This is a genomic window from Billgrantia gudaonensis, assembly GCF_900100195.1.
GTDB classification, from domain to species: domain Bacteria; phylum Pseudomonadota; class Gammaproteobacteria; order Pseudomonadales; family Halomonadaceae; genus Halomonas; species Halomonas gudaonensis.
In genome coordinates this window covers 74,306-94,328 of record NZ_FNES01000015.1, presented here as the reverse complement: position 1 = coordinate 94,328, position 20,023 = coordinate 74,306, and the positions used below count along the sequence as shown (strand labels likewise).

General features: G+C 65.6%; 19 protein-coding genes. 16 read left to right on the top strand and 3 right to left on the bottom strand.

What is annotated here, in order from left to right:
• The first annotated feature begins 170 nt into the window (after nucleotides 1-170).
• From BLP96_RS16135 to BLP96_RS16120, 4 genes are all read left to right on the top strand, one after another.
• Nucleotides 171-1,160: a Bug family tripartite tricarboxylate transporter substrate binding protein gene (locus BLP96_RS16135; protein ID WP_089688217.1), complete on the top strand. Its 990-nt coding sequence runs from the start codon at nucleotides 171-173 to the stop codon at nucleotides 1,158-1,160.
• 24 nt (nucleotides 1,161-1,184) lie between these two features.
• A complete protein-coding gene (locus BLP96_RS16130; RefSeq protein ID WP_089688215.1) occupies nucleotides 1,185-1,619 on the top strand; it encodes a tripartite tricarboxylate transporter TctB family protein in 435 nt (144 codons plus the stop codon).
• A gap of 31 nt (nucleotides 1,620-1,650) precedes the next feature.
• Nucleotides 1,651-3,150, top strand: coding sequence for a tripartite tricarboxylate transporter permease (locus tag BLP96_RS16125; RefSeq protein WP_089688213.1), 1,500 nt, complete (start codon nucleotides 1,651-1,653; stop codon nucleotides 3,148-3,150).
• A gap of 61 nt (nucleotides 3,151-3,211) precedes the next feature.
• Nucleotides 3,212-4,525, top strand: a complete 1,314-nt coding sequence (locus BLP96_RS16120) for an aminotransferase class V-fold PLP-dependent enzyme (protein WP_176761545.1) — start codon at nucleotides 3,212-3,214, stop codon at nucleotides 4,523-4,525.
• A gap of 85 nt (nucleotides 4,526-4,610) precedes the next feature.
• Here BLP96_RS16120 and BLP96_RS16115 read toward each other — a convergent pair whose 3' ends face one another.
• Nucleotides 4,611-5,510, bottom strand: a complete 900-nt coding sequence (locus BLP96_RS16115; protein WP_089688209.1) for a LysR family transcriptional regulator — start codon at nucleotides 5,508-5,510, stop codon at nucleotides 4,611-4,613.
• A 106-nt stretch (nucleotides 5,511-5,616) separates the two neighbouring features.
• On the opposite strand from BLP96_RS16115, the gene mdlC reads away from it, so the two are divergent.
• The 3 genes from mdlC to BLP96_RS16100 all read left to right on the top strand — a co-directional run bounded on the left by mdlC (nucleotide 5,617) and on the right by BLP96_RS16100 (nucleotide 9,902).
• Nucleotides 5,617-7,197 (top strand): benzoylformate decarboxylase, encoded by a 1,581-nt coding sequence (gene mdlC, locus BLP96_RS16110; protein WP_089688207.1) that lies wholly within the window; start codon nucleotides 5,617-5,619, stop codon nucleotides 7,195-7,197.
• A 60-nt stretch (nucleotides 7,198-7,257) separates the two neighbouring features.
• On the top strand, nucleotides 7,258-8,283 hold the full coding sequence (locus BLP96_RS16105) for a TRAP transporter substrate-binding protein (RefSeq protein WP_089688205.1): 1,026 nt from the start codon (nucleotides 7,258-7,260) through the stop codon (nucleotides 8,281-8,283).
• A gap of 167 nt (nucleotides 8,284-8,450) precedes the next feature.
• Complete coding sequence (locus BLP96_RS16100) at nucleotides 8,451-9,902, top strand: aldehyde dehydrogenase (protein WP_089688203.1); 1,452 nt, start codon at nucleotides 8,451-8,453, stop codon at nucleotides 9,900-9,902.
• 187 nt (nucleotides 9,903-10,089) lie between these two features.
• On the opposite strand, the gene BLP96_RS16095 is transcribed toward BLP96_RS16100, so the two are convergent.
• Nucleotides 10,090-11,001 (bottom strand): LysR family transcriptional regulator, encoded by a 912-nt coding sequence (locus BLP96_RS16095; protein ID WP_089688201.1) that lies wholly within the window; start codon nucleotides 10,999-11,001, stop codon nucleotides 10,090-10,092.
• A 164-nt stretch (nucleotides 11,002-11,165) separates the two neighbouring features.
• Here BLP96_RS16095 and BLP96_RS16090 point away from each other — a divergent pair, with 164 nt between their 5' ends.
• Complete coding sequence (locus BLP96_RS16090; protein ID WP_089688199.1) at nucleotides 11,166-11,609, top strand: DoxX family protein; 444 nt, start codon at nucleotides 11,166-11,168, stop codon at nucleotides 11,607-11,609.
• 75 nt (nucleotides 11,610-11,684) lie between these two features.
• A complete protein-coding gene (locus BLP96_RS16085; RefSeq protein WP_089688197.1) occupies nucleotides 11,685-12,629 on the top strand; it encodes a glutathione S-transferase family protein in 945 nt (314 codons plus the stop codon).
• A 13-nt stretch (nucleotides 12,630-12,642) separates the two neighbouring features.
• Here BLP96_RS16085 and BLP96_RS16080 read toward each other — a convergent pair whose 3' ends face one another.
• A complete protein-coding gene (locus BLP96_RS16080; protein ID WP_089688195.1) occupies nucleotides 12,643-13,545 on the bottom strand; it encodes a LysR family transcriptional regulator in 903 nt (300 codons plus the stop codon).
• A 105-nt stretch (nucleotides 13,546-13,650) separates the two neighbouring features.
• On the opposite strand from BLP96_RS16080, the gene BLP96_RS16075 reads away from it, so the two are divergent.
• The 7 genes from BLP96_RS16075 (at nucleotide 13,651) to benD (ending at nucleotide 19,967) form a co-directional block, all read left to right on the top strand.
• Nucleotides 13,651-14,769 (top strand): muconate cycloisomerase family protein, encoded by a 1,119-nt coding sequence (locus BLP96_RS16075; RefSeq protein ID WP_089688193.1) that lies wholly within the window; start codon nucleotides 13,651-13,653, stop codon nucleotides 14,767-14,769.
• A 32-nt stretch (nucleotides 14,770-14,801) separates the two neighbouring features.
• Nucleotides 14,802-15,092, top strand: coding sequence for a muconolactone Delta-isomerase (catC, locus tag BLP96_RS16070; RefSeq protein ID WP_089688191.1), 291 nt, complete (start codon nucleotides 14,802-14,804; stop codon nucleotides 15,090-15,092).
• Between the two features lie 66 nt (nucleotides 15,093-15,158).
• A complete protein-coding gene (catA, locus tag BLP96_RS16065; protein ID WP_089688189.1) occupies nucleotides 15,159-16,133 on the top strand; it encodes a catechol 1,2-dioxygenase in 975 nt (324 codons plus the stop codon).
• Between the two features lie 114 nt (nucleotides 16,134-16,247).
• Complete coding sequence (locus tag BLP96_RS16060; protein ID WP_089688187.1) at nucleotides 16,248-17,615, top strand: Rieske 2Fe-2S domain-containing protein; 1,368 nt, start codon at nucleotides 16,248-16,250, stop codon at nucleotides 17,613-17,615.
• A gap of 32 nt (nucleotides 17,616-17,647) precedes the next feature.
• Nucleotides 17,648-18,136: a benzoate 1,2-dioxygenase small subunit gene (gene benB / locus BLP96_RS16055; RefSeq protein WP_089688185.1), complete on the top strand. Its 489-nt coding sequence runs from the start codon at nucleotides 17,648-17,650 to the stop codon at nucleotides 18,134-18,136.
• Between the two features lie 23 nt (nucleotides 18,137-18,159).
• On the top strand, nucleotides 18,160-19,191 hold the full coding sequence (gene benC, locus BLP96_RS16050) for a benzoate 1,2-dioxygenase electron transfer component BenC (RefSeq protein WP_089688183.1): 1,032 nt from the start codon (nucleotides 18,160-18,162) through the stop codon (nucleotides 19,189-19,191).
• Complete coding sequence (benD, locus tag BLP96_RS16045; RefSeq protein WP_089688181.1) at nucleotides 19,188-19,967, top strand: benzoate diol dehydrogenase BenD; 780 nt, start codon at nucleotides 19,188-19,190, stop codon at nucleotides 19,965-19,967. Before benC ends, benD begins: the two co-directional genes overlap by 4 nt.
• Nucleotides 19,968-20,023 lie beyond the last annotated feature (56 nt).

Genomic DNA, 20,023 nt, shown 5'->3' with positions numbered 1-20,023 from the left:
CGCCGAATAATGAAAATTTCGACTCATAATATATGCAATTTATTCGCTTTTTTGAAAGAGTGGAGTGCTTTTAAGTAGTGGGTGAGTGCTCTTCGGCGTCAGGCTAGGGCTGGCCCCGTCCAGCTACCTGTGCTGGCCATGAAAATATAACAGCAATAAGGAGTTAGAAGATGAAGACTCAACCCATATCGATGCGAAAGGTGATGCTGGGCGCGATGACGACGCTGCTTACGAGTGGCCTGAGCACAGCGACACTGGCAGCTGACTACCCCACCAAGCCAATTCAAATGATTGTCTCCTTTGGGGCAGGGGGCAGTACCGACACCATGGCGCGCATCTTCGCCAAGTACGCCGAGGAGGAGCTCGACCAGCGGGTAGTGGTGGTCAACCGGCCTGGTGCGGGCGGTGAACTGGGCTGGGTACACCTAGCCAATGCCGAGCCGGATGGTTACACAATCGGCCTGATCAACTCACCAGTGGTGGAGGTATACCCCTTCACTCGCGAGGAGACCGTCGGCTACTCGCTTGACGAGATTCGGCCTCTCGCTAATGTGATTACCGATCCCGGCGTACTGGCGGTCGCTGCCGACAGTCCCTACCAGTCCTTGGATGACTTGGTCGCCGCAGTGCAGGACGATCCGGAATCGGTGGTTATCTCCCATGAGGGCGTTGGGGGGGACGATCATCTTGCCGCACTCAACTTCGCCGAGGAGGCGGGCATCGACCTGAGCTTCGTGTCCTACAACGGCAACGCCGAGGCGACCGCCGCGCTGCTGGGCGGCCACATCACCGCCTTCGAGGGCAACATGTCGGAAGCGGCAGCCCAGATCCAGGAAGGCAAGGTGCGTGGGCTGGCGGTATGGGCCGACGAGCGGGTCGAAGCCATCGCCGATGTGCCCACCGGCAAGGAGCAAGGCTATGACGTCCAGTCCGCCGCGTCGCGCGGATTCGCCGTGCCGGCGGATGTGCCTCAAGACATCTACGACACCCTGCTGGACGTGACTCGCAGTGTCGTCGAGAACCCGGAATTCCGTGCTGAGATGGAGCAGCTCAACATGCCGGTCAACCCCATCTATGGGGAGGAGTACGTCGACTTCATTCAGGATAGCCACGATCGACTGAAGTCGCTCTGGGAGAAAGATCCCTGGATCGAGCAGTGATAGGACGCTCGGAGAGATAATCCCATGACTCTCGATACGATCGACCGTTGCGTGGCCGTGCTGGTGGGAGCGATGTGTGCGGCTGCGGTGGTCACGGGCCTGGGCATGCGAGGCGACGCGGGGGTCTTCCCCGTGATCGCCGGCACGTTGGGGGTGTTGGCCTGCGCGGGGATCGTGCTGGGCACCCTTCGCCGCCGTATCCCTGACGAGCTTCCCCCGCCGCTGGCATGGCAGCGCTTCACCGTATGGTGCTTGTGCGTGCTGGGGCTGCTCGGGCTGATGATCATGGCCGGCACCTTCGTTGCGTTGCCCTTGTTTCTGCTGGTCAGCCTGCGTTGGTTGGGCCACTTGCGGTGGCCAGCGGCCCTAGCCATCGCCGTGGCGTTCTCTGCCGTGATCTACGGGGTCTTCGTATACCTGCTGTCCGTGCCCCTGCCTGCCGGCTGGCTGGCAGGCTAGACGGCAGGCGACCTCAGCCAAGAGGCTTCCTATGGATGTACTGTTTCTTGCCCTCGGCAATGTGCTGACGCCGATGGCCTTGCTGACGCTGCTTCTCGGCACGCTGGCCGGCATGGCAATCGGCTCGCTGCCGGGGCTCTCCTCGACGATGGGCGTGGCTCTGTGCATTCCCATTACTTTCAGCATGCCGCCGGATCTGGCGCTCATCCTGCTCGGCGCGGTGTACGTCAGCTCGGTCTATGGCGGGTCGGTGACGGCGATCCTGTTGCGAACCCCGGGCACGGATGCCTCCATCGCCACCGCCCTCGATGGCTATCCGCTGGCCGAGGCCGGGCGGGGCGGCGAAGCGCTGGGCATGGCGACTCTCGCCTCGTTGTTCGGCGGGCTTTTCAGCGTGGTCGTGCTGATCGCCATCGCCCCGCCGCTGTCCACAGTGGCGCTGGCCTTCGGCCCTCAGGAATACACCATACTAGCGATCTTCGGGCTGGTGACCATCGTCGGTGTGGCGTCGGATCGTCCTCTCAAGGGCGTTCTCTCGGCGGCAGTGGGGCTGGTACTGGCCTGTGTCGGTCTGGACGCCTTTACCGGCATGCAGCGCTTCACCTTCGGCTATAGCGAGCTATTCGATGGGGTGCCGCTGCTGCCGGTATTGATCGGGCTGTTCTCGGTCTCTCAGGCCTTCAACCTCTGCGTGCCCGAAGGCGGGGGCGTGCTGACGGGCAAGGGGCAGCCGCTCAAGGGGCGCCGCCTGCCGCTGTGGCACGATATCCGGCGCTGTCTGCGTACACTGCTGCGCTCCTCGGTGATCGGTTCGATAGTCGGCATTCTACCCGGGGCCGGTACTAGCATTGCCTCTTTCATCTCCTACAACGAGGCGCGTCGTCACTCCCCGACTCCTGAGCGTTTCGGCAAAGGGGAGTTGGAAGGGGTGGCGGCCTCGGAGTCGGCCAACAACGCCGTGACAGGCGGCACGCTGATTCCCACCCTGACATTGGGCATTCCCGGCAATGCGGTGACGGCCGTGTTCGTCGGCGGCTTGACCATCCACGGCATGATTCCTGGGCCGAGCCTGTTCACCCAGCACGCTGAGACCACCTACACCCTGATCCTGTCTCTCTTCCTGGCCAACATCCTGTTTGCGGTGACTGGCCTGTGGTTGTGTCGCTATCTGGTGGTGGTGACCAAGGTACCAGGTGCCGTGCTGGGGCCGATGATCCTGATATTCAGTGTGATAGGCACTTATGCGCTGCGCAACGAGGTCTTCGATGTCTGGCTTGCGGTAGCCTTCGGCGTGGTGGGCTTCTTCATGGAGCGCTGGCGCTACCCCGCCGCGCCTCTGGTGATCGCCCTGATCCTCGGTCCCATCCTCGAGGTCAACTTCCGCCGCTCGATGCAGATTGCTCACTGGGACCTGACTACTTTCTTCACCCGGCCATTGTCACTAACGCTCTGCCTGCTGGTGGTGCTGGCGCTGGCGTATCCGCTCTGGACTCAGTGGCGGCGCTGCCGCAGCAGCAGCGTCCAGCACTGATTCCCACTGCTTTTCTAGGAAGGTCAGGGTGCCCTGTGCCTGACCGATGGAGATTTCGACCATGACGACAACGCCAACCCCCACCGCGACCGCACACCAGCCCCTCGCGGCGGAAGGTGCTTTTCTTCCCCGGGAACTACTGAGCCAAGTACGGCGGCACTTCCTTCACGTCGATACCTGCCCCTTCACTGGCAAGCGGGTGTTCTTCGAGAATGCGGGTGGCTCGCTGACGCTCGAGTCGGTGGTAGCGCGCAGCGCCGAAGTTGCCGGCATTCCCGACAACGAGCACCGCGATAACCCCGCTTCCCATGCCGTGTCGCGGATCGTTTCCGCTGGGCGCGACGACCTGGCCTCCTTCCTTGGTGCCAGCGGTGGGGTCATTTTCGGTGGCGAGACCGGTACCGAGTGCCTGTTCCGCGTGATCCGCGCAGCGGCACTCGCCGCCGAGGCGGGCGGCAGCATCGTCGCGTGCTCGGTGGAGCATCCTGCGACCTATGATGCCACCGCCCAGTGGGCGCGCCGCACCGGCCGCGACTGGATCGAGGTTCCCTTCGATGTCGAAGCAGGCCGCGTGACGGCGGCGCACTACGCCGATTGTGTGCGTCCGGATACCCGCATCGCGACCATTCTGCATACCAGCCCTGTCACTGGCATGAGCATGGACGTTGCCGAGATCACGCGAACCATCCGTACCGTGGCCCCCGAGTGCATGATCATCGTCGATGGTATCCAGCATGCGCCCCATGGCTTCCTGGCCGTCGATGACTACGGTGTCGATGCCTATGTCATTTCGCCCTACAAAGCATACTGTCGCTTCAACAACGGCTACGCCTGGCTCTCCGATCGCCTGAGCGTGGTCGATCATGATCGGCTCTCGGGCAAGCCCACCGATGCTTGGGAGTTGGGTAGCCGCGACCCGTCGGCCCTGGCCGGGGTCAGCGCAATGGTCGACTACCTCACCTGGCTGGGCGGGCACTTCACCGAGGAGCCGTCTCGCCGTGCCTGTTTGGTCGCCGCCGGTCAGGCGATGTGCGCCCACGAGCGTGCTCTGGTGCATCGGTTGCTCCATGGCGGTGCGGGTCAGACCGGGCTGGTCGACTTTCCCGGACTGCAACTGATTGGACAGGCGGATTCACCGTACCGCGAGGGTGTGGTGTCGTTCGCCGTCGAGGGAGTCGATGCCAACCAGGTGGTTGCTGAACTTGGGGCGCGGGGCATACGCGTCCACGCGCGAAGCGACGACGTCTATTCTGGCAACATTCTGCGCCCGCTCGGGCTCAAGGCGGTCACCCGAGTCTCGCTAGCGCACTACAACAGTGCCGACGAGATCGACACCTGCCTCGCAGCCCTGGCTGAAGTGCTGCCGCGGCCGTAAAGCCTCTCCCTGTCGCCATGTTTTGCCCCAAGGCATGGCGAAGGCCGACCCTATTTGGTTTACGCTTTGCTTCACTCTCCCAGCCTCACCCCTCCCGCTCCCCAATCGCCTCGATGATGCCCTCGCAGAACCAGCGCTGTGACGGGGAGCGGCTGGCGTGCGCCTGCCAGTGCAGGGCGACCTCGAACTCGGGCACCTGAAAGGGCAGTTCGTGGATGGTCAGCGGCGAGCCTTCGGTGAAGCTGGCGGCAACCTGCAGCGGCATGATCGCCACCAGGTCGCTGTCGTGGAGCACCTTCGGCAGTACCGAGAAGTGGGGGATCTCGAGGCTCACCTTGCGCTGAATGCCGTGTTGGCGCATGACCTCTTCCACCATCCCGTGCCCGGAAGACGAGGTCACGGCGACGTGGCGCGCGGCGATGAAGCGCTCGCGGGTCAGGGGGCCTCCCCCGAAGCGCTCCGGGTTGAGCAGGCACACGTAGCGGTCCCGAAAGAGCACGTGCCGCGCAATCGCCGCGCTCGTCAGCGGGCGGCTGCAGATCAGCGCGTTGACCCGGCCGGCCGCCAGCCACTCCTCGGCGTGTTCGATCTCCAGCGGTACCACTTCCAGCTCGGCTTGCGGCGCCTGCTCGTGCAGGTGGCGCATGAGCGTCGGCAATAGCGCCATCTCCCCCAGGTCGGTCAGCGCCAGTCGGAAGCGGCGGGTACAGGTGGCCGGGTCGAAATCGCGGCTGCTCTCGATGGTGTCCTGAAACTGCTGCAGGGCGTCGCGCAGCGACGGATAGAGCTGACGGGCGGCAATGGTGGGTTCCATGCCCTGGCGGGTGCGCACGAACAGGCGGTCCTCGAAGAGGTCGCGCAGCCTGGCCAGCGCATAGCTCACCGAGGGCTGGGTGACGTAAAGACGCTCGGCCGTCTGGGTGACGCTGCCGGTTTCGTACAGCAGGACGAAGGTGCGCATGAGGTTGAGGTCGACATGGTTCATTGCATAGACACGTTTTATTTTTGATAGAAAAAGCATCGATTTGCTCGATTGTAGCAGCGCCGGCTAGCGTGAAGGCACGTACTGCACCAAGGACAAGGAATCGAGCATGCCGAGCGTTCACGCCGTCACCTATTCGCTCCTGCGCCGCCAGGGCATCACGACCGTCTTCGGCAATCCCGGCTCCAACGAACTGCCGTTCCTCAAGGGGTTTCCCGAGGATTTTCGCTACGTACTCGGTCTGCACGAAGGCGTGGTGGCCGGCATGGCCGACGGCTACGCGCTGGCCAGCGGCCGGCCGGCGTTCGTCAATCTGCACGCCGCGGCGGGCACCGGCAACGCCATGGGGGCGCTGACCAACGCCTGGTATTCCCACTCGCCGCTGGTGATCACCGCCGGGCAGCAGGCGCGTTCGATGATCGGCGTGGAGTCGATGCTGGCCAACGTCGAAGCGCCGCAACTGCCCAAGCCGCTGGTCAAGTGGAGCTACGAGCCGGCCTGCCCCGAGGACGTGCCGCGTGCCCTGAGCCAGGCGATCCACAGCGCCTCGCTGCCGCCGCGCGGTCCGGTCTATGTCTCGATTCCCCATGACGACTGGGATTGCGACGCCGGAGAAGACGCCGAGCTGGTGGTGGCGCGCGAGATCGACCACGCCGGGGTGCCGTCGCCCGCGCAGCTCGAGCGGCTGGCCCAGCGGCTCGATGCCGCCGACAACCCGGTGCTGGTGCTGGGGCCCGAGGTCGATTCCCGCCAGGCCAACGGGCTGGCCGTGGCGCTGGCCGAGCGCCTGCGCTTGCCGGTGTGGGTGGCGCCTTCCGCCTCGCGCTGCCCCTTTCCCAACCGTCATCCCTGCTTCCGCGGCGTGCTGCCGGCGGCCATTGCCGGTATCACCGCACACCTGGAGGGGCACGACTTGATCGTAGTGGTCGGTGCCCCGGTGTTCCGCTATCACCAGTATGCGCCGGGGCGTTACCTGCCCGAGGGGGCTCGGCTGGTGCACGTGACCGGCGATGCCGCGGAGGCGGCCCGGGCGCCGATGGGCGATGCCCTGGTGGGCGACGTTCACGCCACCCTCGAGGCGCTGTTGCCGCACATCGCGCCGAGCCAGCGGGCCATGCCCGAACCGTTGCCGAAGCCGGCTGCGGTCGAGGATGGCGAGGGGCGCCTGGCGCCGGCCAACGTGTTCGACACCCTCGATGCGTTGGCCCCGGAGGATGCCATCTACGTCAAGGAGTCGACCTCGACGGTGGAGCTCTTCTGGGAGCGCGTCGCGATGCGCGAGCCCGGCAGTTACTTCTTTCCCGCCGCGGGTGGGCTCGGCTTCGGCTTGCCGGCGGCGCTGGGCGTGCAGCTCGCCCAGCCGCAGCGCCAGGTGATCGGCGTGATCGGCGACGGTTCGGCCAGCTACGCCATCACCGCGCTATGGAGCGCCGCGCGGTACCGGATTCCGGCGGTTCTGATCATTCTCAGGAACGATACCTACGGCGCCTTGCGCGGCTTCGCTCGCCACATGGCCGTGGACGACGCCCCCGGGCTCGACGTGCCGGACATCGACTTCTGCGCGCTGGCTCGCGGCTATGGGGTCGAGGCGCGCCTGGCCGATTCCCGCGAGGCCCTGGCGGCAGCCCTGCAAGAAGGCTTCGCGACGGATCGCCCGCTGTTGATCGAGGTGCCGACCCTGCCTTCCTGACGAAGCGGGGGACAGCCGCAATGGGACATCCATAACCACAACGATATAGAGGTCAACGCCATGAAACACGCCATCTTACGGAGCCTGCTCGCCGCCTGTGCAGCGGGGCTCGTCGTCTCCGCCCACGCCGAAACCCTGCGCATGACGCATCTCTGGCCGGCGGGTTCCGCGGTCAATCAGGAGATCTACCGGGCTTGGGCCGAACGGGTGGAGCAGGACTCCGAGGGCCAGCTCGAAGTCGAGATCTACCCCTCGCAGACGTTGAGCAAGGCCGATCAGGCCTATGACGCGACGGTCAACGGCATCGCCGATATCGCCGTCACGCTGCAGGGCTATACCGCCGGGCGCTTCCCGCTCACCGAGATCGTGCAACTGCCCGGTATCGTCAACAGCGCCTCCCAGGGCGCATGCATCCTGCAGACCCTCTTTGAAGAAGGGGACATCGCCGGGGAGTACGACGATACCCGAGTGCTGTTCCTGTTCACCACCGGGCCGGCCTACTTGCATACCCGAGACACCGAGATCCGCACGCCGGCCGACCTCGAAAGCCTACGCATCCGTCGCCCCAGCGAGGTGGCCGGCGAGATGCTCGCCAGCATGGGCGCTCAGCCCCTGGGCATGCCGGCGCCGGACATCTACACCTCGCTGCAGCGCGGGGTGATGGATGGCCTGAGCTTTCCCTGGGAGGCGATGAAGGTGTTTCGCATCAACGAGCTGACGAACTATCACCTGCAGGTGCCGTACTACGCGGGCACCATCGTGGCGACGATGAGCCAGGCGAGCTACGAGCGGCTTTCCCCCGAGATGCAGGCGGTGATCGACGAGAACAGCGGCATGGAATGGTCCCTTCGGGCAGGGCAGGTCTTCGATGCGCTCGACGAGGCCGGGCGCGAGGAGGCCGTGGCCCAGGGCGACACCATCCACGAGGTGGAGGATCCGCTCGACGATCCCGACTGGTCCGGTCCGCTCGAGCAGGGTACCGAGAATTATCTCGAGCGGCTCGAGGAGCGAGGCCTCGACAATGCGCGCGAGATCTACCAGCGTGCGCTCGAGCTGCGCGACGAATGTCCCGTGGAGCCGAGCTGAAGCACAACGGATGTCGCCGGCCGCGTCTGGTGTCGGGAAACGCGACTAAAGTCCAGACGAGATACGGGAAAAGTCCAAGTAATCCCGCCGATTTTGCCTTATGCGGCGGTTGGCTTCGGGGAAAATGAGAGCAAGACGAAGCCAACAACAATGCCAAGGAGAGACCCATGACGACACTCGAACTACTGATCGGCGGCCAGCCCCGGCCTGCCCACGAGTCCACCACCTTCGAGCGCGCCAATCCGCTGAGCGGCCAGGCCGTCACCCAGGCGGCGGCCGCTTCGGTCGAGGATGCCAAGGCGGCGGCGGATGCCGCGGCGAAGGCTTTCGAGACCTGGTCGCAGAGTGGCCCCGGCGAGCGCCGCGCCAAGCTGCTCAAGGCCGCCGACCTCATGGAAGCCCGTCAGGCCGAGTTCATCGAGCGCATGGTCGATGAGACCGGCGCCACCCCGGGCTGGGCCGGCTTCAATGTAATGGTGGCCGCCGGCATGCTGCGCGAGGCGGCATCGCTGACCACCCAGGTCCAGGGCGACGTGATCCCTTCCGACGTGCCCGACAGCCTGGCCATGGGCGTGCGCGTGCCGTGCGGCGTGGTCGTGGGCATCGCGCCCTGGAACGCGCCGATCATCCTCGGCACCCGGGCCGTGGCCACGCCGCTGGCGTGTGGCAACACGGTGATCCTCAAGTCCTCTGAGCAGTGCCCGGCCACCCACCACCTGATCGGCGAAGTGCTGGTCGAGGCGGGGCTCGGCGACGGTGTGGTCAACGTGATCACCAATGCACCAGCGGATGCCCCGGAGGTAGTGGAAGCGCTGATCGCGCATCCCGAGGTGGCACGCATCAACTTCACCGGCTCCACCGGGGTGGGGCGGATCATCGCCGAGAAGGCCGCGCGCCATCTCAAGCCGGTGCTGCTGGAACTGGGCGGCAAGGCGCCCCTGCTGGTGCTGGACGATGCCGACCTGGACGCCGCCGTGGACGCGGCGATCTTCGGCGCCTTCTTCAACCAGGGGCAGATCTGCATGTCCACCGAGCGGCTGATCGTCGATGCCTCGGTCGCCGATGCCTTCGTCGAGAAGCTCGCCGCCCGTGCCGCGGCGCTCGAGGCCGGCGATCCGCGTGACGAAGGCAATGCGCTGGGCACCCTGATCGATGCCGAGTCGGGGCACAAGCTCAATGCGATGCTCGACGATGCCGAAGCCAAGGGGGCGCGTCTGGCCAGCGGCGGCAGAGCCGACGGCGTGATCATGCAGGCCACCGTCGTCGATGGGGTGATGCCCGACATGCGGCTTTATCGCGAGGAGTCCTTCGGGCCGGTGGTGGCGGTGATCCGCGTCGACGGCGAGGAGGAGGCCGTGCGGGTCGCCAACGATAGCGAGTACGGCCTATCGGCGGCGGTGTTCAGCCGCGATACGGCACGCGCTCTGAAGGTGGCTGGGCGCATCCAGTCGGGCATCTGCCACATCAATGCTCCGACCGTGCACGACGAGCCGCAGATGCCCTTCGGCGGCGTCAAGTCCAGCGGCTATGGGCGCTTCGGCGGCAAGGCCGGCATCGATGAGTTCACCGATCTGCGCTGGCTCACGCTGCAGCTGGGACCACGGCACTATCCGATTTGACCCCTTGCTTCCTGAGCGCTCCCGCGCGTTCTGTGCCGACATAGTGCTGGATGCACTGGAGCAGACGCTTCATGAGCGCCCTGATCCACCAAGGCGGTGGTGGCAATATGTTTCTATGAAAGTCGGAATGGTTCATTTATATCGATAGGCTGGGGGCAACGTCCCTTTGGGCAGTGAGGGCCTGCCTTCAGAAACGATCCCAGTAGGGCGGGTCGCCGAAGTAGCCTTCCAGGAAATCGACGAAGTGGCGCACCTTGCTCGCCAGCAGCTGGCGGTGGGCGTACACCGCATAGAGCCCGAGGGGCTCGGGCTCATGCTCGGCGAGCACTACTTCCAGTTTGCCCTGCTGGATGGCGCTTCCGCAGAGGAAGGTCGGCTGTAACGCGATGCCGGCCCCGCCCAGGGCGGCCTCCACCAGCACATCGCCATTGTTGCTGGTCAGCTCGCTCAGCGCTTTGTCACCCCCGCCGCCGCTGCGCGGTAGCCACTGCAAGAGTGGCTCCTGACTCTCCTCCATGTAGCGGTAACGCAGAAAACGGTGCCCGGCGAGGCCCCTGGGATGCTTGGGGGTGCCGTGGGTGGCCAGGTACTCGGGCGAGGCGCACAGTACCAGGCGCACGGGGGCGATGCGCTTGGCAATCAGCGAGGAACTTCTGAGCCGTCCGATGCGCAGCGCGATATCGAACCCCTCCTCGACGATATCGACCTTGCGGTCGTTGAGCTGCAGGTCGATATCCACGGCGGGGTTGGCCCGCTGGAAGTCGTTGACCAGCGGCGCCAAGTGGCGGATGGCGAACGATACCGGTGCACTGACATGCAGCCGTCCGCGGGCCTGTGTCTGCAGCGCGCCGAGCTCGCTCTCCATGTCGTCGATCTCGGCCAGCACCTGCTCGGCGCGCTGCCGGTAGGCAGCCCCCGCCTCGGTCAGGTGAAGCCGACGGGTGGTTCGGTTGAGCAGGCGCACGCCGAGGTGCTGCTCCAGTTGCGAGACGTACTTGCTGACCAGCTGCGGGGAGAGCGCAAGGCGCTCGGCCGCCCGGGTGAAGCTCCCCTCGCTAACCACGGTGACGAAGGTGCGCATGGCATCGAGGCGGTCCATGGCGGGCTCTCTGGGTGAGGGTATCCGCTGATTATCCATGTTTCATGGAGAATCATGCAACACTGGTGTCCTTATTTCGCTTATCTGGCGAGAGTAGAGTGGCCTCATCGTTCGAGACCACTCGGCGTCTCAGCGCACCCCAACACCCGGATGAGGAAGGCACTATGACGACACAAGCGATGAAGACCCTGTTCTACACCACCGGCGGTTATAGCGCCCTGGCCCTGCGCGTGCCGGTGGGCCTGATCCTCGCCGCCCACGGCGCCCAGAAGCTCTTTGGCTGGTTCGGGGGCTATGGCCTGGCGGGCACCGCCCAGTGGCTGGAGAGCATCGGCCTGGCGCCCGGCATGCTGATGGCCTTGCTGGCCGGCGGCGCCGAGTTCTTCGGCGGCCTGGCCCTGATGCTTGGCTTGCTGACCCGCCCCGCGGCGCTGGCTTCCGCCTTCACCATGCTGGTGGCCATCGTCAGCGTGCATCTCGGCAATGGCCTGTTCCTCGCCAACGACGGCTACGAGTTCGGCCTCGCTCTGCTGGCCGCCACCGTGGCTCTGACGCTCCAGGGTGCCGGCCGCCTCTCCGTGGACGGCCTGGTGGCGAAGCGCCTCTGAGCCACCGCTGTCAACCACCCGTCTCGGCGCCTTCCCTCCTGGAGGGCGCCCTACCGAATGAATGGAGGAAACAGCATGCTGGTCAACGGCATCTGGCAGGAGAAGTGGCAGCCGGTTCAGGCGCAGGACGAGCAGGGGCGTTTCATTCGCCAGACCTCGACCTTCCGCCACTGGATCACCCCCGACGGCGCCTCTGGTCCCACCGGCAGGGGCGGCTTCAAGGCCGAGGCGGGGCGCTATCACCTTTACGTGGCCTACATCTGCCCCTGGGCCTCGCGCACCCTGATGGCGCGCCGGCTCAAGGGGCTAGAGGCAATGATCGGCGTGACCGTGGTCAACCCTCGCCTGACCGACCAGGGCTGGCAGTTCGGCGGCTTTCCCGGCGCCGACGAGGACCCGCTCCACGACTCACGCTACCTGCACGAGCTCTATACCCGCGCCGATCCACAGGTCTCCGGCCGTGCCACGGTGCCGGTGCTGTGGGACAAGCAGACCGGCGCTATCGTCAACAATGAGTCGGCCGACATCTTGCGCATGCTTAATAGCGCCTTCTCGCACCTGGTCGACCAAGGGCCGAACCTCTACCCCGAGGCCCTGGCCGCCGAGATCGAGTCGCTCAACCGGGATATCTACACTGATCTCAACAACGGTGTTTATCAGGCCGGCTTCGCCTCCAGCCAGCCGGCCTACGAGGAGGCCTACGGCAAGATCTTCACCCGGCTCGATGCGCTGGAGGCACGCCTCGGCGATGGGCGGCCCTATCTCTTCGGCGATGTCCTGACTGAGACTGACATCCGGTTGTTCGTGACCCTGGTGCGCTTCGATGCGGCCTATCACGGGCTCTTCAAGTGCAACCGCAACACCCTGAATGCCATGCCGGCCCTGCACGCCTACCTGCACCGCATCCTGGCGCTGGACGGTATCAGTGAGACCGTCGATCTCGACCACATCAAGGCGGGCTACTATTCGATCAAGGCGTTGAACCCCAGTGGCATCGTACCAGTGGGACCTCGTCACTGATCGACTTTAGCGTCTACGGATAGCGCCCGCTGCGGCGGTTTTCCACGAGCACCTCGAGGATGGCGTCGGCCTCGCGCATCAGCGGCGAGGGCGTCTCGCCGCGGCGGCGGCTGCACAGCACCGGCGAGGTGATCGATTTGTCGGCTAGGTAGGCGTAGACGATGCCTTCGCGCTTCACCCGCATGACCTGCTCGGGCACCAGGGTGATGCCGATCTCCGAGGCGACCAGACCCAGCGCGGTCTGCAGCTCGTTGGCCTCCTGCACCACGTCCACCTTGAGACCGTGGCGGCGGAACAGTCCCAGCACCATGTCGGCCATGCTGGGGCGCGGCTTGGCGGGAAACAAAATCAACGGATAGCGGGCCAGCGCCTCCAGGCTGGGCTCGGAGCCTTCCAGCGGGTGGCCGGCGGGTAGGGCGGCCATCAGCGGTTCGTCGAACAACGACTCCTGCTCCACGTCCGGGTCGTCGATGCGCAGGCGACCGAAGCCCAGGTCGATGCGCCCTGCCTTGAGCGCCTGGATCTGCTGCACCGTGGTCAGCTCGGCCAGCGTCAGCTCGACGTTATCCTTTTGTCGCAATTCACGCACCAGCAGTGGCAGTTGCCCGTAGAACACCGACGGCACGAAGCCGATGCCGAACATCACACGCCGGCTGCGGGCTAGGCGCCGCGTCGCCTCCAGGGTGGCGTCCACCTTTTCCAGTATCTGAAGGGCATGCTGATGGAAAAACTGGCCGGTGGCCGTCAGGCGCAGGCCACGCGGGCCGCGTTCGAACAGCTCGGCGCCCACTTCCTGCTCCAACTGCTTGATTTGTCGCGATAAAGGTGGCTGAGACATGTGCAGGCGCTCGGCCGCAGCGGTCAGGTTGAGCTCCTCCGCGACCACGCAGAAGTAGCGCAGGTGGCGCAGTTCCATGATACCTCCAGGGTATGGCTGGGCACTCAAACAATATTGGTTCCCCTTTCCGGCGGCAATCACACTCCCGGTTAATTCACTGCATTGCCGGAACTCGGAGCCGCCATGTCATCCACCATCGACACCATCGAGACGCTGCTGGTCGACCTGCCGACCATCCGCCCTCACCAGCTCTCCATGACCACCATGGCACGGCAGACGCTGGTCGTCGTGCGCCTGCGCGACAGCGAAGGCATCGAGGGGCTGGGCGAGGGCACCACCATCGGTGGCCTGGCCTACGGCCCGGAGAGCCCCGAGAGCATCAAGCGCAACATCGATACCTACCTGGCGCCATTGCTGATCGGCCAGCCCGCCAACAACCTCAACGCCCTGCGGACTCAGCTGGCGCGTCATGCCCGCGGCAATGCCATCGCCAAGTCGGCGCTGGAGACGGCACTGCTGGATGCCCAGGGCAAGCGCCTGGGGCTCAGCATGGCCGAGCTGCTGGGCGGTGCCCAGCAGATCCACCTGCCGGTGCTGTGGACCCTGGCCAGCGGCGACACCGCCAAGGACATCGACGAGGCCTTTCAGCGACTGAACGACCGTTGCCACTGCGACTTCAAGCTCAAGATCGGTGCCAACCCCGTGGCTCAGGACGTCGCCCACGTGGCGGCGATCAAGGCGGCGCTGGGCGACCGGGCCGGCGTGCGGGTCGACGTCAACCAGGCCTGGGACGAAGCCTCCGCGGTACGCGGCATCGCCGCTCTGCAGGACGCCGGCATCGAGCTGATCGAGCAGCCCATCCCGGCGCGCGAGCATGCCGGCCTGATTCGCCTGGCCAATCGCTTCCGGGTGCCGATGCTGGCCGACGAGTCGGTGGCCGACGCTCGCGACGGCTTCGACCTAGCGGCCGGCGGCTTCAGCGGCGCCTTCGCATTGAAGATCGCCAAGTCCGGCGGCCTGCAGGGAGCGCTGGAACTGGCCCACCTGGCCCAGACCGCCGGCATCGGCCTCTACGGCGGCACCCTACTCGAGGGGACCATCGGCACCGCTGCTTCGCTGCACGCCTGGGCGACCCTGCCGGAGCTCGCCTGGGGCACCGAGATGTTCGGCCCGCTGCTGCTCGAGGACGACATCGTCGCCGAGCCTCTGGCCTACCGCGACTTCGGGGTCGAGCTCCCTTGCGGCCCCGGGCTCGGTGTGACCTTGGACGAAGACAAGCTTGCTCACTATTCGCGCAAGTAACCGCACGCGACCCGATTGAAGAGGAGAACCCCATGCTGTTTCAGGTGGAAATGACCGTGAAGCTGCCGCCGGAGATGCCGGCCGAGCGTGCCGCCGAGATCAAGGCGACCGAGAAGGCCTACGCCCAGGAACTGCAGCGTGCCGGCAAGTGGCGCCACCTTTGGCGCGTGGCCGGGAGCTACTCGAACGTCAGCATCTTCGACGTCGAGGACAACGCCGAGCTCCAGGAGTTGGTGAGCAACCTGCCGCTCTTCCCCTACATGGCGATCAGCGTCAAGCCGCTGTGCCGACACCCCTCCTCCATCTGCGAGGACGATGCCTGAGTCACGGACGAATCGCGCCAGCCTCCGCCCACGGGCGGAACCGACCGATACAACGAGGACAACACCATGACCGTGAAGATTTTCGATACTCCAGAGGTCCAGGACTTCCTGAACAGCGTCGCTGGCTTCGATCAGGCAGGCGGCAACGAGCGCGCCAAGCGGATCATGCACCGCCTGCTCTCCGACCTGTTCAAGCTGATCGACGACTTCGACGTCACCCAGGAGGAGTACTGGTCCGCCGTCGACCTGCTCAACGCTCTGGGCCACGAGACCCAGTTCGGCCTGCTTTCGCCGGGGCTGGGCTTCGATCACTACCTGGACATGCGCCAGGATGCCATCGACGCCGAGGCCAAGCGCACCGGCGGCACCCCGCGTACCATCGAGGGCCCGCTCTATGTGGCCGGCGCGCCGGAGGCCGAGGGCTTCGCGCGCATGGACGACGGCCAGGATCCGGACGGCGAGACCATGTGGCTGACCGGCCAAGTGCGCGACCTCGACGGCAACCCCGTTCCCGGCGCCAAGGTCGAAATCTGGCACGCCAATTCCAAGGGCGGCTACTCCTTCTTCGACAAGACCCAGAGCGAGTACAACCTGCGCCGCACCATCGTCACCGACGGCGCAGGTCGTTATACCGCGCGCAGCATCGTTCCCTCCGGTTACGGCGTACCGGAAGGCGCTCCCACCGACCAGGTGCTGAAGGCGCTGGGTCGCCATGGCGAGCGTCCGGCGCACATCCACTACTTCGTCTCCGCGCCGGGTCACCAGCACCTCACCACCCAGATCAACCTGGCAGGCGACCCCTACACCTACGACGACTTCGCCTTCGCCACCCGCGAGGAGCTGGTGGTGCCAGCCCAACGCATCGATGATCCAGCCGAGATCGCCAGGCGCGAGCTGGATGGCCCCTTCGCCGAGGTGGTGTTCGACGTCGAGCTGGCCAGGACCGATGCGCCCGAGCTGCAGGTGCGCCACGCCCGTCCGCGTGCCAAGGAGGACGAGCAGGACCGGGCCAGCCAGTTGGCGGGTACCGCCAAGGTGTGATCGCTGCCATTGACCTCCCATAAGGAGCGTCAGGGGACAGGCCGAAGAGGAAGGCGGCCTGCCGCCGACCGAGCTCCCACAGACGGATACGACAACATAGCGAGGAGCCTGACCATGACCAGCAAACTCGATCAGCTCGAGAAGCGCGTGCGCGGCGCCGTCGTCGACGACGCCGAGGCCGGCATCTTCCGCTGCCATCGCAGCATGTTCACCGACCGCGAGTTCTTCGAACTCGAGATGAAGCACATCTTCGAGGGCAACTGGCTATTCCTGGGCCACGAGAGCCAGGTCGCCGAACCCGGCGACTACATGACCGTGACCATGGGACGCCAGCCGGTGATCGTCACCCGCGACAAGGCCGGTGAGCTACATGGCCTGATCAACGCCTGCGCTCACCGCGGCGCCACTCTGTGCCGACGCAAGCGGGGCAACAAGGGCACCTTCACCTGCCCCTTCCACGGCTGGACCTTCAAGAACGACGGCAAGCTGCTCAAGGCCAAGAACGAAAAGACCGGCGCCTACCCGGACGGCTTCAAGCAGGACGGATCCCACGACCTCACGCGCCTGCCGCGATTCGAGAGCTACAAGGGTTTTCTGTTCGGCAGCCTGAGCGCCGAGGTCGCTCCGCTCGTGGAGCACCTGGGCGAGACCACCAAGATCATCGACAACATCGTCGACCAGGCGCCGCACGGCCTGGAGATCCTGCGTGGCACCTCGTCGTACACCTACACCGGCAACTGGAAGCTGCAGGCCGAGAACGGCGCCGACGGCTACCACGTCAGCACCGTGCACTGGAACTACGCCTCCACCATGGAGCGCCGCAACTACGAGGCCGGCGGCACCCAGGCGGTGGACGCCGATGGCTGGTCGAAGAGCCTGGGCGGCTTCTACTCCTTCGAGAACGGCCACATGCTGCTGTGGACCCGGTTGCTCAACCCCGAAGTGCGTCCGGTCTACCAGAATCGCGAGTGGATCGAGAAGGAACTCGGCGTGGCGCGCGCAGACGCCATCGTCAACCAGACGCGTAACCTTTGTCTCTACCCCAACGTCTACCTGATGGATCAGTTCTCCACCCAGATCCGCGTACTGCGCCCCATCGACGTGGACAAGACCGAGGTCACCATCTACTGCTTCGCGCCCAAGGACGAGTCGGCCGAGAATCGCCGCGTGCGCATTCGCCAGTACGAGGACTTCTTCAACGTCTCGGGCATGGGAACCCCGGACGACCTCGAGGAATTCCGCGCCTGCCAGGAGGGTTACAACGGGGCGCTCGCCGAGTGGAACGACCTCTCTCGTGGCGCCAAGCAGTGGATCGAGGGCGCCGACGACAACGCCAGGCAGATCGATATGAAGCCGCGCCTGAGCGGCGCCTCGCCCGAAGACGAGGGCCTCTACGTGCTGCACCACAAGCACTGGGTCGAGGAGATGCTGCGCGCCATCGACAAGGAGCGCAGCCAGTTCATTGCCACCCAGTCCGCGTAACGCCGGCAGATCCGCTAGAGGGGAGAACACAGATGAGCATCGACTACCAGCAACTCCAGGCCTTTCTCTACCGCGAGGCGCGCTTGCTAGACGACCGCCAGTGGGACGAGTGGCTGACCTGCTACCACAAGGACGTCGAGTTCTGGATGCCGGCCTGGGACGACGACGACCGGCTGACTGGCGACCCGCACAGCGAGATCTCGCTGATCTACTACCCCAATCGCGAGGGGCTCGAGGACCGGGTCTATCGCATCAAGACCGAGCGTAGCGGGGCGAGCACGCCGGAGCCGCGCACCACCCACCACGTCAGCAACGTTGAGGTGCTAGAGCAGGCGGACGACCGGGTGGAGCTGCGCTTCAACTGGCACACCCTGAACCACCGCTACAAGAAGACTACGGAGTTCTTCGGCACCTCCTTCTACACCCTGGACGTGTCGGGCGAGGAGCCTCTGATCACCAGAAAAGTCGTGCAACTCAACAACGACTACATCCACCAGGTCATCGATGTCTATCACATCTGACTGGTGAGGGAGGAGATTCGACCATGAGCTATACCATTGCGCTCAACTTCGAGGACGGGGTGACCCGCTTCATCGGCTGCAAGGCAGGGGAAACGGTTCTCGACGCCGCCTACCGGCAGAAGGTCAACCTGCCGATGGACTGCTCCGACGGTGTCTGCGGCACCTGTAAGGGACACTGCGAACAGGGCGCGTTCGACATGGGTGACGAGTACCTGGAAGAGGCGCTCTCCGCCGAGGGGCAGGTGCTGACCTGCCAGATGGTGCCGTCCTCCGATTGCGTCATCCAGGTGCCGGTGGCCTCCACCCTGTGCAAGACCCAGGTGGGCAAGGTCGAGGGCAGGGTGGCCGTGGTCGAGCCGCTCTCCGAGGACAGCATCGAACTGGCCATCGACCTCGACGAGGAGGCCGGTCTGGCCTTCCTGCCCGGCCAGTACATCCACATCGAGGTGCCGGGCACCGGCGAGCACCGCTCCTACTCCTTCAGCTCGCTGCCGGGGGAGGCGCGTGCCACTTTCCTGATCCGCAACATCCCGGACGGGGTAATGAGCACCTACCTGACCGAGCGTTGTGCGCCGGGCGATCGCCTGACGCTGACCGGCCCGTTGGGCAGCTTCTACCTGCGCGAGATCGCCCGGCCGGTGCTGATGCTGGCCGGCGGCACGGGCCTCGCCCCCTTCCTCTCCATGCTCGAGCAGCTGGCCCGGAAGCGAGAAGAAGGGCAGGGCTGCGATCAGCCGGTGCACCTGATCTATGGGGTCAACAAGGACGACCACCTGGTCAAGACCGACGCCCTGGATGCCTTCGCCGAGCGGCTGCCGGGCTTCAGCTACGCCACCGTGGTGGTGGACGAGATGAGCGACCATCCGCGTAAGGGCTACGTGACCCACCACATGGACGCCGAGGTGCTGCACGACGGTGACATCGACGTCTATCTGTGCGGGCCGCCCCCCATGGTCGACGCCGTGCTCGAGCATTTCGATGCCGAGGACATCGCGCCGCAGAGCTTCCACTACGAGAAGTTCACCCCCAATCAGGCACCCGGGGAGGCAGCATGACTCGCTTTGCTGACCAGGTAATGGTGATCACCGGCGCCGCTCAGGGCATCGGCCGGCGGGTTGCCGAGCGCGCCGCCGCGGAAGGGGCGCGCCTGGCGCTGGTCGACCGCGCCGACCTCGTCCATGACGTGGTGGCGAGCCTGTGCGAGCAGGGCGCCGAGGCGATCGCCCTGCAGGCCGACCTGGAGACCTGGGTAGGCGCCGAGGACGTCATGGCCCGAACCGTCGCGCACTACGGGCGCCTCGATATCCTGATCAACAACGTCGGCGGGGCGATCCACTTCAAGCCGTTCACCGAGTTCGGCGAGGCCGAGATTGCCGCCGAAATCACCCGCTCGCTGATGCCCACGCTGTGGTGCTGCCATGCCGCGCTGCCCACCCTGGTGGCGCAGGGCAGCGGCGTGATCGTCAATGTGTCGTCGGCGGCGACTCGCGGTATCCACCGCATTCCCTACTCGGCGGCCAAGGGCGGCATCAATGCTCTGACTGCGTCGCTGGCCTTCGAGGTCGCCGATCACGGCATTCGCGTGGTGGCCACGGCGCCTGGTGGCACCGAAGCGCCGCCGCGGCGCATCTCGCGGGGCACCCCGGAGCCGCGCAACGCGACGGAGGAGGCCTGGTTCCAGGCGCATATCGACCAGACCAAGGCGAGCTGCCTGATGGGCCGCTACGGCAGCCTGGACGAGATGGTCGCGCCGATCCTGTTCCTGGCCTCCGATGAGGCCAGCTACATCACCGGCAGCGTGCTGCCGGTGGCGGGAGGGGACCTGGGCTAGCCGCCCGCCCCCCCGATCCGGATTCCAATCACAACAAATCCCCTGGAGCACTCACC